At 64.3% G+C, this 11,428-nt stretch carries 13 protein-coding genes; 4 read left to right on the top strand and 9 right to left on the bottom strand.

Features of this window, described 5'->3' with window-relative positions; genetic code table 11:
• Positions 1-19 precede the first annotated feature (19 nt).
• Both CH296_RS10340 and CH296_RS29870 read right to left on the bottom strand, forming a co-directional pair.
• Positions 20-1,240, bottom strand: a complete 1,221-nt coding sequence (locus CH296_RS10340) for an FAD-binding domain-containing protein (protein ID WP_094684653.1) — start codon at positions 1,238-1,240, stop codon at positions 20-22.
• Between the two features lie 44 nt (positions 1,241-1,284).
• The gene (locus CH296_RS29870) at positions 1,285-1,644 is read right to left on the bottom strand and encodes an FmdB family zinc ribbon protein (RefSeq protein ID WP_371828382.1); all 360 of its coding nucleotides are present in this window, start codon (positions 1,642-1,644) and stop codon (positions 1,285-1,287) included.
• Positions 1,645-1,712: 68 nt separating this feature from the next.
• Between CH296_RS29870 and fmdA the strand changes: the two genes are divergently transcribed.
• Complete coding sequence (fmdA, locus tag CH296_RS10350; RefSeq protein ID WP_032397096.1) at positions 1,713-2,969, top strand: formamidase; 1,257 nt, start codon at positions 1,713-1,715, stop codon at positions 2,967-2,969.
• 103 nt (positions 2,970-3,072) lie between these two features.
• On the opposite strand, the gene CH296_RS28905 is transcribed toward fmdA, so the two are convergent.
• The 3 genes from CH296_RS28905 to CH296_RS10365 form a co-directional block, all read right to left on the bottom strand.
• Positions 3,073-3,234, bottom strand: coding sequence for a hypothetical protein (locus CH296_RS28905; RefSeq protein WP_179277689.1), 162 nt, complete (start codon positions 3,232-3,234; stop codon positions 3,073-3,075).
• A gap of 213 nt (positions 3,235-3,447) precedes the next feature.
• Entirely contained in the window at positions 3,448-3,972 is a 525-nt protein-coding gene (locus CH296_RS10360; RefSeq protein ID WP_143546345.1) for a hypothetical protein, read from the bottom strand.
• A gap of 98 nt (positions 3,973-4,070) precedes the next feature.
• Complete coding sequence (locus CH296_RS10365) at positions 4,071-4,655, bottom strand: hypothetical protein (protein WP_094684656.1); 585 nt, start codon at positions 4,653-4,655, stop codon at positions 4,071-4,073.
• A gap of 147 nt (positions 4,656-4,802) precedes the next feature.
• Here CH296_RS10365 and CH296_RS10370 point away from each other — a divergent pair, with 147 nt between their 5' ends.
• Complete coding sequence (locus CH296_RS10370) at positions 4,803-6,596, top strand: HNH endonuclease signature motif containing protein (RefSeq protein WP_094684657.1); 1,794 nt, start codon at positions 4,803-4,805, stop codon at positions 6,594-6,596.
• Between the two features lie 219 nt (positions 6,597-6,815).
• Here CH296_RS10370 and CH296_RS10375 read toward each other — a convergent pair whose 3' ends face one another.
• Both CH296_RS10375 and CH296_RS10380 read right to left on the bottom strand, forming a co-directional pair.
• A complete protein-coding gene (locus tag CH296_RS10375) occupies positions 6,816-7,655 on the bottom strand; it encodes an SDR family NAD(P)-dependent oxidoreductase (protein WP_094684658.1) in 840 nt (279 codons plus the stop codon).
• Positions 7,652-7,996: a nuclear transport factor 2 family protein gene (locus CH296_RS10380; protein ID WP_256980403.1), complete on the bottom strand. Its 345-nt coding sequence runs from the start codon at positions 7,994-7,996 to the stop codon at positions 7,652-7,654. Before CH296_RS10380 ends, CH296_RS10375 begins: the two co-directional genes overlap by 4 nt.
• Before the next feature lie 163 nt (positions 7,997-8,159).
• Between CH296_RS10380 and CH296_RS10385 the strand changes: the two genes are divergently transcribed.
• Positions 8,160-8,984, top strand: a complete 825-nt coding sequence (locus tag CH296_RS10385; protein ID WP_094684659.1) for a MerR family transcriptional regulator — start codon at positions 8,160-8,162, stop codon at positions 8,982-8,984.
• Positions 8,985-9,037: 53 nt separating this feature from the next.
• On the opposite strand, the gene CH296_RS10390 is transcribed toward CH296_RS10385, so the two are convergent.
• Both CH296_RS10390 and CH296_RS10395 read right to left on the bottom strand, forming a co-directional pair.
• A complete protein-coding gene (locus CH296_RS10390; protein WP_179277690.1) occupies positions 9,038-9,421 on the bottom strand; it encodes a GNAT family N-acetyltransferase in 384 nt (127 codons plus the stop codon).
• A gap of 55 nt (positions 9,422-9,476) precedes the next feature.
• Positions 9,477-10,451 (bottom strand): aldo/keto reductase, encoded by a 975-nt coding sequence (locus CH296_RS10395; RefSeq protein WP_094629277.1) that lies wholly within the window; start codon positions 10,449-10,451, stop codon positions 9,477-9,479.
• A 64-nt stretch (positions 10,452-10,515) separates the two neighbouring features.
• On the opposite strand from CH296_RS10395, the gene CH296_RS10400 reads away from it, so the two are divergent.
• Positions 10,516-11,427 carry an aminotransferase class IV gene (locus CH296_RS10400; RefSeq protein WP_032397101.1) on the top strand — a complete coding sequence of 304 codons (912 nt, stop codon included), beginning with the start codon at positions 10,516-10,518 and terminating at the stop codon, positions 11,425-11,427.
• Position 11,428 lies beyond the last annotated feature (1 nt).

Here is an 11,428-nt window from a genome sequence, read left to right on the forward strand (position 1 = left end):
TCCGGTCGAGGACCGCCGTTCAATGACTGCGTCGCCACGCGCTGAACGACCGTACCGAGGATGTGGTGGGTCGGAACAGCCACGGCCACGGATGCAACTCGACCGGGGCTATGGCGTCGGCGATGCGGGAGAAGCCGGGAACGGGTGCCCAGGTGGTAGCCAAGGAGCGTCCGGAGAGCTCGTCGGACACTCTGCCGCGACGTACCTCCAACGGGCGGGTCGACGCGATCTCGCCGAGCGTCTCGGCGAGAAAGACCAGCCTCTTGCCGGAGAGCCTGAGTTTCCGCAGGAGTGGCTCGTCGAAGACGAACACCGCGGGTCGATCGGTGTCGGCGGCCAGTGCCGGGTCTGCGGTGCCGAGTGACTCTGCCGTTATCCACACCTGTTCTGCGCCAGTGCCTTCCATGTGGGCGGGGCCGGCGGGAATCGGTGCCTTGTTCAGATCGGGACCGTCGACCGCCGGGCCTAGCTCGTCGTCGGGCCAATTCTCGATGGGGCACGCATCTTTCAATGCGCAGTTGCGGCACAGGGACGGTGCTCGCTTGTTCACCTGCCACCGGCTGAATCCGTAGACCTTGCCGCTTCCGGTACCGACGGTCCACTGCCAGCCGAGGCGGTTGGCTGCGCGGGAGCCGTCGAGTAGATGGGCGAACATCTCGTCTTCGCCGTCGCGCCACGTCGCCCCGGCACGGACTGCCCACTGGGAGGCGAGCCACATGCGGGTTTGGTTGACCAGCCAGCCGTCCTGGTGCAATTCACCCACCACCGAGGACATGCAGTTCATCTCCTCGGGCCACGGCTGCGCGGTCCAGCCCTGGGGTCGCGGCTGCTCACGGCGTAGCGAACGACCGAGATCGGATCCGGTGCGCGCGTAGAGATGACGCGCGTATTCCTGCCACATCAGTTCGTCGCGATAGCGGGAACGGTCGCGTGGGGGAGCGTCGGCGACCGCGTCCCATACCTCCCGCAGCGTCAGCAGCCCGTGTCGGATGTACGGCGACATGCGGCTTGCGCCTCGGCGATTCACCGGTAGAACGGTGCTGCGATCGCGCGCGTATCCGGTGATGTCGAGTCCGGCCAGCGCGGTATCGGCAGCGGACTGCCCGCCGCGAATGCCGCCGGCCGTGATGGCATCCGGACCCTCGCGAGTCAGGTCCCCCAGATGCTCGGCGACCCAGTCGACGACGTCCTCGGTGGTGGAGCCGTCGGCAATCGACGGGGGAGCTGGAAGCGTGGGCATGGCGTCGGACTTCCCTGTCGTAGCGAAAGGGAAACGCGGAGTCGTCAGGGGCGCGGCAGGCGGCGATGCAGTGGATTGGACGTGGTCCTTGTTGCGGATCTGCCGGCCGGAGGTAGAGACGAGACCACGGCAGGTGTATCCGCAGTGGCGCGCGAGGCGTCGTGTGCCTTCATCGCAGCGCTGTTCCCACGTCCGAGAGCAGGCGAGGAGATCTGTCGTGCGGCCGCGTCGCCGCACTCCGGGCACGTCACCTCGGATGGCGCGTCCGCCATGGAGAATCTCTGCTCGACGGGGGCGCATCGTCGCGCGCAACGAAAACTGTAGGTGGGCACGCATCCGAGGGTAGTCGGAGACGAGATATCAGCAACGTTCCGGCACAACGTCATACAAGGTTTACATGCCATATCCGACCGGATGGACCGCGACGGTGCAATGATCGAGGCAGGAGAATCCGCGCAACCGGAGGTGCTTCGTGCCCGAACTGCTGTTTCCGCTCGACTCGACGAAGAGTTTCACCGAGCAGGAGGTCGTCGGCCACAACCGATGGCATCCCGATATCCCGGCGGCGGTCACAGTCAAACCCGGTACGTCCTTTCGTGCCCACTGTCGCGAGTGGTTCGACGGGGCCATCCACAACGACGATTCCGCCGAGGACATCCTGAATGCGCCGCTCAACAACGTGCACACACTGTCAGGGCCTTTCCACATCGAGGGTGCCGAGCCCGGTGACCTGCTGATCGTCGACATCCTGGACGTGGGTCCGATACCGCAGGAGGATTCGGGTCCGCTGGCCGGCCAGGGTTGGGGCTACACGGGGATCTTCGCCAAGCAGAACGGAGGCGGATTTCTCACCGATCGATTCCCCGATGCGTACAAGGCGATCTGGGACTTTTCCGGTCAGACCACCACATCTCGCCACGTGCCGCACGTGAAGTACACCGGCATCACCCATCCCGGGCTGATGGGGACCGCGCCGTCGGCTGCCCTGCTGGCGAAGTGGAACGCCCGTGAAGGTGCGTTGATCGCGACAGATCCCAATCGGGTTCCGCCACTGGCCCTTGCACCCGAGCTCGACGGTGCAATCCTCGGTTCCTTGAGCGGCGACGAATTCACCCGTGTCGCAGGTGAAGCCGCACGTACAGCGCCGCCCCGGGAGAACGGTGGAAATCAGGACATCAAGAACCTCACCAAAGGAACCCGCGTCTTCTATCCGGTGTTCGTGCCGGGCGCGAAGTTGTCCTTCGGTGATCTGCACTTCTCGCAGGGTGACGGGGAGATCACGTTCTGCGGTGCCATCGAGATGGGTGGCTTCATGGACCTGCACGTCGACCTGATCAAGGGCGGTATGGAAACCTACGGGGTGAGCGAGAACGCGATCTTCATGCCCGGAAACACCGCGCCGCAGTACTCGGAATGGATTGCCTTCTCGGGTATTTCGGTGACCGTGGACGGCGAGCAGAAATATCTGGACTCCGACCTGTCCTACCAGAACGCATGTATGCACGCGATCGACTACCTCACCAAGTTCGGCTACAGCCCCGAGCAGGCGTACCTGCTACTGGGATCGGCTCCGATCGAAGGACGCCTGTCCGGGGTGGTGGACATTCCGAACTCCTGTGCCACCGTGTACATCCCCACGGCGATCTTCGATTTCCCGATAGCGCCCTCTGCGAGCGGACCGTTCCAAATCGACCCGGGAATGGGTGCTCCGAGGGCGCAGTTCTCCTGAGGCGCATGGGCGAATGCCGCAACTGTGGATGCTCGAGGACATGGAACCCTGGCCTGACGAACCAGCCGTAGGTGCGGTGTTCTCACCCACGACGTACTGGGCTTCACCAGAGCAGATGGAACTTCCCCCGCAGGTGTGCGCCGAGGTGCCGGCTCGGGTTGAGGCCGTGCATATCGATGGCAGAACGGAGAGGATCGCTCACCCCGGTGACGGCTTTACCGCCATGATGGGTGACGAAGACCCGATAGGTGATGTGTTGTTGCACGGCTGCTTGGTGTGGGACAGATACCTGTGGTTGGACCACAAGACGAGCCCGCGGGGCAACCTTCGAGTGGTCGATCGCGCCGGCTTTCTCGCGCAACGTGAGGCATGGATCGCGACTCGTCACCCAGGCGTGTTCAGTGTGGCACCGTACGGCGCGTTGGAGTACTACCAACGGGGTTCGTTACCTAAGGGATTCGGAGTTCGATGGGACGCATCAGTCGTCGAGACTGTTGCGTTCGATGGGTGAGGTTTCTCGGTCGTCGTGCTGGTCCGCGGTGATGATCTGGTCGACGCGGACCGATCGGGACTCGACGTCGGTGAGTTCGAGGAGGTCCGCAACGGTATCAGTGCTGCCTCCGAGATATGCGCACGGGAAGTCGAAGTGCTGAGCCACGCACCATGCGTGGTCCGCGGGCCACCAGAGATTCGGCGACAACCCACCAAGGGTGTCCGCTGCGCGTGAGACGGGACCTCGAACCAGGAAGTAGTTGTAACCGGCGATATTCGCGGTCGGTGCCGTTTCGCGAATGTCGTCGAGTCCGGTGTTGCCTTCCCAGACCGCGAACCAGCATTCGTTCGGTGTGTTCGTGGTTCGGGCGAGTACCTCGATGATGGAAACCAGCTGAACATGCCAGGCTGCAACGGTTTTCGCCGGCGACAAGGGGTTCGGCCTCCCGTTACGAGCGGGATAGTCGATGAGCGCATAGGCGTCGAACACAGTGGGGACCAGCGAGCCCACGGTGGTTTCGGCGACGACTTTCAGACTGTCATCTACCCTGCCTGCTTCCGAGACATCCTGTTGCAGATCAGCGTTCGACCATTCTGTGCCGGCAGTATTCACTGGCTGTACCAAGGTTGTGGTCTGGCAGGATCGTCGATGACAGTGTCGACTCGAGGGTCCGCGAGAACGTCCTCGATCGCCGCTGAGCTGGCACCGATGGTGGCGAAGTGAGGGTCGACGTCGTTTGCAATGCACCAGGAGCGGTCGCCGGGCCAGACGAACGAGGGAATCGGCAATCCTTCGGGACGCGGGGGATCGAGTGCCTGCTCCCACTGCTGTAAGTCCAGGGCAGGTCCCCTGAACAGAAACGCTTCCCGTTCCGGGAGGGCAATTCGCGCGGCACCATGAACCTCGAGTCCGCCCCAGCCTTCCCATACGCAGAAGTAGCAGTCCTCCGGTTTGGTCGTGTGCTTCGACAGCGTAGCGACGACTGTCGCCAATTGTTCGGTCTCCGAACGCTCGTCGTACGGAGCGTCTGCTTCGCCCTCACGCTGACCGGGGTACGTCGGATCGGGAATGAACCGTAGCCGCGCATAGCTCGGGTACCCCAGCGGACCTCGGACCGCGAGGTCCCACCAATCGCGCTCTGCGTGAACGAGCCAGTCGGCGGCCGAAGGATCGCTGGACGCCCGCACGGTCATTGTGTGTCCTTACTCGTTCCGGTCGATACAGAGCCTCAGCCCGCGAACCGCTCCAATGCATATGTCACCACGCTACCGATCTGCGGTACGGCCATACGGAGAACGTCTGTTCGAAATTTTGTCGGTGGGTCGCGATAGATTCTGTGCATGCTTTCGGGGGACGGCGGATCAGGGGTGGACGGCATCGAGACGGTGCCGCCCGCCCCCGAGGTGTCCGATCCCGAACTGTCGGCACTGGTCGACCGAGTTGAATCCGCGATCGCGGAGTTGGCCGGGCAGGCGTCGGTGTCGTGGACGAACGCGGACCGGCGCGCGGTGATCCAACGGATGGAAACGGCGACCAGGTCGCTGACCGCGTACTCGTACACCTGGCTCAACGAGCTGATCTCTCAGCACGGCCTCGATGTATACCCGGGATCGGTCCCGTCGTCGGTGGCGTGGATGCTGCGGATCACCCCACGAGCAGCCGGAGCACGGGTCCGTCTGGCTGCCGAGTTGGGTGACCGCACCGCCTTCTCCGGGGAAGTCCTGCCGCCGTTGCTGCCGCACACTGCTGCTGCGTTGCGGGCGGGGTTGCTCGATGCCAAGCATGTGCAGATGATCCGCGAATTCTTCCGCCATCTGCCCCGGGATGTCGATCCGCAGACGCGCGAGCTCGCCGACGAGCAACTGGCGGGCTACGCCTCGACCAGGCGACCCGACGATTTCGCACCGTTGGTGGCGCACCTGGATTCGATCCTCAACCCCGACGGCGACCACGACGAGGACGAGGACGAGGACGGAAAGCCGAGGCCACGGAAGCGGCGGGATGCGTTCTTCTACCTCGGTGAGCAGGGTGCCGACGGTATGTCCGAAGGAAAATTCTGCGTCGACCCCGAACTACGGGCCTACCTCGAAGCCCTGTTCTCCAAAGCCGCGAAACCGGGCGTGAACAATCCCGCCGACCCGACGTCCGTCGTCCATGACGAGAGTGAAGGGGACGACAGTGCCACTGCGCCGCAGCCCGAGTCGACGTCCAGCGATGCAGGGTTGTGGGGCAACACCGGCTGTGACGGTGACGGTGACGGCGGATGCGGCGAGAGTTTCGAATGTGGTTGCGGCACAGTGCCAGATGACACGCGCGACCCAGATGACACGCCTGACCCAGATGACACCGCCGACGACGACACTGTTCAACGACACAACGCTGCCGCTGGATCCGATACCGACGATGCAGGTCCGAACACGGCAGCGCAGGACAAGACTGCAGCACGCGACGCTGCCGCCGCGCGGGATATCCGCACCCAACGCGAACGCCAACACGACGCCCTGAAACTGGCGCTCCGTCAGACACTCGCCTCCGGCACCCTCGGCACCCACCGCGGCCTACCCGTCACCGCCATCGTCACCATGACCCTGAAAGACCTCGAAGCCGGCTGCGGCTACGCCATGACCGCCACCGGATCACGGGTGTCGATCCGCGACGCGATCCGCATGGCCTCGCACGCCCACCACTACCTGACGATCTTCGACGATCACGGCCGAGCCCTGTACCTCGGCCGCTCCAAACGCATCGCCTCCGCCGACCAACGGATCGTGCTCATCGCCCGAGACCGCGGCTGCAGCTTCCCCTCCTGCACCCGCCCCGCAACCTGGTGCCAAGCCCACCACGTCACCGACTGGAACACCGGCGGCAACACGGACATCGACGGATTGACCTTCGGCTGCGACATGCACCACGCACTCGTCGGCACCGGACCCGGCAAATGGGCCACCACCAAAACCGGAGCCCGACATCGCTACCCGGGCCGCACCCTGTGGCACCCACCCGCCGGAATGGATCCCACACGCCGAGGCCTGATCAATCACGCACACCACCCAGAAGAAGTCCTCTACCCACCCGACAACCACAACCACAACCACAACGACACCGGCGACGAAGAACCACGACAACCCGCCTGACGGTCCGAACCAGTCTCAGGGCACAGCACTGCCTGGAGCCAGCGCAACGCGCGGCCATGTCGAGCGTGCGCGTACGTCCGGACGGGCGGCGTGCTGTAAGCCGAGAGATCGACCCAGCTCGAGAGGTGGCTCCGGTCGACGCCCAGCCTCGAATCCGTCGCCATCCGAGCAACATTCAGGCCCGGATGCTCGGTGTCGTACGTTGCTTCGGCGGTCCCGCTATGCGGGGAAATCCGCACTACGAGAGAGTGTCTCGTTCGATCGTATGTCGCTCAGGTTCTGTTCCAACGCGTCGATGACGGCGTCGTACCCGCTGTTGCCCAGGATCAGTCGGCGTGGCGGCGGGTCCTGGGTCATCGCTGCGATCACCGCATGGGCACCGCGATGCGGATCTCCCGGTTGCACCCCGTTCATGTCGACGAAGGCGGCCCGCACCTGTTGCACCATGTCGTGGTACTCCGGAATCACCTCCGCGACCGGCTCTTCGGCGAATCCGGCGTACGCGTTCGTGCGGAAAGCCCCTGGTTCGACCGCCAACACGGAGATGCCGTGCTCGGCGACCTCCTGGCGCAGCGCATCGGTGACGGCCTCGATCGCGTATTTCGTGGCGCTGTAGTAGCCGAATCCGACCGCCGCCACGAGTCCGGCCACCGAGGACACGTTGACGATCCACCCGCTTCCGCGGGCGCGCATACCTGGTAGCACTGCGCGGGTCACGGACAGTACGGCGAAGAAATTCAGCTCGAACATCGCCCGTATCGAGGTCTCGCTCATTCCCTCGATCGATCCGTACCAGCCGCGGCCGGCGTTGTTGACCAGCACGTCGATACCGCCGAAGTGCTCTTCGGCTGTTCGTACTGCTCGTGCAACCTGTTCCGCGTCGGTGACATCCATGGGCACGACGAGAACGCGGTCACCGTACTGCTCGGCCCACGACGTCAGTTCCTCCGGGCGCCGGGCGGTGAGTACCACGCGGTCTCCCGCCTCCAGCGCCACCTCGGCGTAGGCCATGCCGAAGCCGCCCGGTGTGCCACCGGTGATGAACCATCGCTTGCTCATGGCTCGATCACCAAGCGGTCGATCAGCGCGCCGTCCAGCGTGAAGCGGTAGTGCAGGTCGACGACTCCCCCGGGGAAGTTGCCTTCCAGGTGCTGCACGACGTCGACCGTCGAGCCGGTCGTGGTCGCCCCGGTGAACTCTGTTGTGTAGGTGTATTCGCTCTCGCTGACCGAGGCGGTCAGCCATGCCTCGATCTCTTCACGGCCGGAGTGGTCGTGGCCCTCATCGGTCACCACGGCGTCCGCGGTGAACACGGTGAGCGCTCGCGCGCCCTGTCGGGCGTCGAGTGCGGTCATGAACGTCTTCACGTTGTCCGGGAGTCCATCCCATTCTGTTGTCATGACCCCACGGTGATGCTTCCCCCAAGGGGAATGTCAACACTGGGTCTGCACCGGTATCCGTGCCCGACACTCGGTCCCGGCTTCCTGTTGACCTTGCCCTAGGGGGAAACTTCACGATGGGCCCAACCGACAACGCGAACGGTGCTACGGACAGGAGGACGCCATGGGCGCACAGGTCTCGATCGGCGACTTCGCAGTGATGACCAGCCTCAGCAGAAAAGCGCTACGCCACTACCACGAGATCGGGATCCTCGAACCGACTCTCGTCGACGCACACACCGGTTACCGCTTCTACGACACCAGCCAAGTCGATCACGCACACATCATTCGCCGATTCCGATCGCTCGGCATGTCCATCCCGGACATCAAGGCGCTGCTGAGTGCAGACGACGCCGCGGCCCGCACCGCGATCCTCACGAGTCATCTCGAACGGATGGAGATGCAGCTACAGCACACTCGCGATACCGTCGGCGCGCTGCGCGAACTACTCTCGCCCGTGCACGCACCCGCCGAGATCGAACTGCGCCTCGAGCCGGCCCTCGCCGTGTGGTCCATCGGCACCACCATCGAGGTCGCCGAGATCGACAGCTGGTTCGCGGTGACGGTCGGGAAACTGCGAGATGCAGTCGCGGCGACAGGCGACGACTCCGAGGTCGTGCCGGGCGGCCTGTACGACCGGGCACTCTTCCTCGAATCCCGGGGCGAAGCAACGCTGTTCGTCGCAGCTCCAGGATCGGCGGACCCTCCGGACGGTATCCGGGCGCAGGCCCTACCCGAGGCCCAGTTCGCGGTCCTCACACACTCCGGCGGTCACGAGGGCATCGACCGCAGCTACGCGGCCCTGGGGACGTACGTGAACGAACGACTGGTGAGCGGCCGAGGACCGATCCGCGAACATTACCTCGGCGCAACGCCATCGGAGCCGTATGCGTTCACCGCAACCGAAATCTGCTGGCCCATCTTCGGTACCGCTCCAACGTCGGAATGATCCTCGCCGAGTCGGGTGGGGACAGGCCCTGGACCGAAAGCCGTTGACTCTGATCAGCGGACGATTTCGTAGCGGGCGAGCCACAGCCCGGGCAGTACCTGAGTGTCCTCGGTGTGCACGAAGCCGAAGGCCTCGTACAACGTGCGTGCCGGTGGATTGTCTCGCCCGGTGGCCACACGCACGCGTTGTGCGACAATCGATTCCAGCATTGTGCCGACCAACGCCCTACCGATGCCTCGCCGATGGGCGTATGGAGCAACGACCAGGCGGTCGATCTCAGCCTCGGACCACGCTGCAGCCCCGAGGATGTCGTGCTGGTCCTGCGCGACGAGCCAGTGGACCTGCGCAGCGCACAGATCGTCCACCGACTCGTGCAGCAGCGGGATTCGCTCGTCGCCGATCAGTCGCGCCTCGACTGCATACGAACTCTTCTGCACCGCGAGAATCCGTTCGGCGAGCCCCCGATCGGCGGCAGGGTCGACGCGGACGATCTCAATAGCGACTACCGGCGGGTGCAGGCAGAGCGTCCAGTGCCGCAAGGTGATCCGGGCTCAAGGTCAGCGTCGCCGCTCCTGCGTTCTCGTCGAGACGCGACGTGCGTCGAGTACCGGGAATCGGCACCACGTGCTCGCCCTGCGCAAGAACCCAGGCCAAGGCCACCTGTGCAGGCGTCGCACCGAGGTCGTCGGCGACACCCGCGATGGCGTCGACGATCACGAGGTTCGCATCGAGGTTGTCCTGGCTGAAGCGTGGCAATCGCGATCGGAAATCGTCTGCGGCAGGGGTGGTTCCGCGGAAGTTGCCGGTGAGGAATCCGCGGCCCAACGGTGAGAACGGGACGAACGCCGCACCGTTGTCCTGCGTCCACTTCAGCGACGTGGCAAGGTGATCGCGTGTCCACAGCGACAACTCCGACTGCACCGCCGAAATCGGATGCACCTGCTGGGCCCGATCCAGCTGCTCGACGCTGAATTCCGAGACCCCCAGTGCACGCACCTTTCCTGCCTGCACGGCCTCGGCCATCGCGCCGATGCTGTCCTCCACGTTCACTTCTGGGTCCGGACGGTGGAGGTAGTACAGATCGATATGGTCGACGCCCAAGCGGCGCAGCGAATCGTCGATGGCCTGCCGAAGGTGATCGGGCTTGCCGTTGGGGCCCGAAATGACGGGTTCACCGGCGTCGCCGACGTGGGAGACGAGACCGCCCTTGGTCGCGAGGATCACCTCGTCACGCCGGTTCCCGATGGCTTTTCCGACAACTTCCTCGTTGGTGAACGGCCCGTACACATCGGCCGTGTCGATGAAGTTCACACCCAGATCGAGGGCATGACCGATCACTCGATCGGGGCTCTGCGTCTGATCGTCGGCCTTGTATGCCCAGGTCATCCCCATGCATCCGAGGCCTATGGCACCGACTTCGGGGCCGTCGTTCCACAGGGTTCGGGTCGGTACGGTGCGTGCGCTCATGCACTCGACGATAGAGAAGAAAAACCGTTGTCGCCCGCATTCGATGGGCGGCTAGCATCGCCACATGGCTCTTCCACACTCGAAGGTGTATTTCGGCGACCGTCTGGTCGACGCGCAGGACGCGACGCTTGGAGTCGCCACTTCGGCCGTTCTGTACGGGCTCAGTGTCTACACCGTCTTCCCGGTGCAGGTGGACGGTGATCGGCGTACCGCGTTCCGGTTGCTCGATCACTATCAACGCCTCGTTGAGTCCTGCAAGATCATCGGCATCGACACCTTCGCGTCGCAGTGGACCTTCGAGAGGTTCGTCCAGGCGACGCGCGACGTGGTCGCCGCCAACGCTCCGACGACCGAGGTCTACGTTCGGGCCACCGTCCACGTGGACGAGTCGATCCCGGGAACGCGCGTGCGTGGCCTGCACACCACCGTGTCCATCTTCCTGTACGACGCCACCCCCATCGTTCCGCAGAACGGAATGCGTCTGAAAACGAGTGTGTGGCGACGCATCCCGGACAACGCAATTCCCTCGCGCGCCAAGGTGAACGGAGCTTACGTCAATTCTGTTCTGGCCAAACAGGATGCGATCGACAGTGGCTTCGACGACTGCATCTTCCTCGACATCAACGGTCACGTCTGCGAGCTCAGTGCCGCGAACATCTTTCTCGTCCGTAATGGAACGCTCATCACCCCTGACGTCACCAGTGACATCCTCGACGGCATCAACCGTCGGACGCTCCTGACGCTCGCGCGCGAAGAGGGGCTGACGGTTCAGGAGCGCACCGTCGACCTCACCGAGCTGTACATCGCCGACGAGGTCTTCGTCTGCGGCACCTCGGCGGGAGTTGCGCCGGTGTACGAAATCGACGGTCGCGCAATAGGAACGAAGGAGTCGGGCCCGGTGACGCTCACCCTGCGAAAGCGTCACCAGGCTGCGCTCACCAGCGACGAAGTGCACGGCTGGGTGAGTGTGCTGTGAG

Source organism: Rhodococcus sp. 14-2496-1d (assembly GCF_002259365.1).
Taxonomy (GTDB): Bacteria; Actinomycetota; Actinomycetes; order Mycobacteriales; family Mycobacteriaceae; genus Rhodococcoides.

What these genes read in the sequence shown, in the direction of transcription:
- CH296_RS10340 (WP_094684653.1), bottom strand. Translation starts at nt 1,240, where the DNA reads ATGCCCACGCTTCCAGCTCCCCCGTCGATTGCCGACGGCTCCACCACC.
- CH296_RS29870 (WP_371828382.1), bottom strand. Translation starts at nt 1,644, where the DNA reads ATGGCATGTAAACCTTGTATGACGTTGTGCCGGAACGTTGCTGATATC.
- CH296_RS10365 (WP_094684656.1), bottom strand. Translation starts at nt 4,655, where the DNA reads ATGACCGTGCGGGCGTCCAGCGATCCTTCGGCCGCCGACTGGCTCGTT.
- CH296_RS10370 (WP_094684657.1), top strand. Translation starts at nt 4,803, where the DNA reads ATGCTTTCGGGGGACGGCGGATCAGGGGTGGACGGCATCGAGACGGTG.
- CH296_RS10375 (WP_094684658.1), bottom strand. Translation starts at nt 7,655, where the DNA reads ATGAGCAAGCGATGGTTCATCACCGGTGGCACACCGGGCGGCTTCGGC.
- CH296_RS10380 (WP_256980403.1), bottom strand. Translation starts at nt 7,996, where the DNA reads ATGACAACAGAATGGGATGGACTCCCGGACAACGTGAAGACGTTCATG.
- CH296_RS10385 (WP_094684659.1), top strand. Translation starts at nt 8,160, where the DNA reads ATGGGCGCACAGGTCTCGATCGGCGACTTCGCAGTGATGACCAGCCTC.
- CH296_RS10395 (WP_094629277.1), bottom strand. Translation starts at nt 10,451, where the DNA reads ATGAGCGCACGCACCGTACCGACCCGAACCCTGTGGAACGACGGCCCC.
- CH296_RS10400 (WP_032397101.1), top strand. Translation starts at nt 10,516, where the DNA reads ATGGCTCTTCCACACTCGAAGGTGTATTTCGGCGACCGTCTGGTCGAC.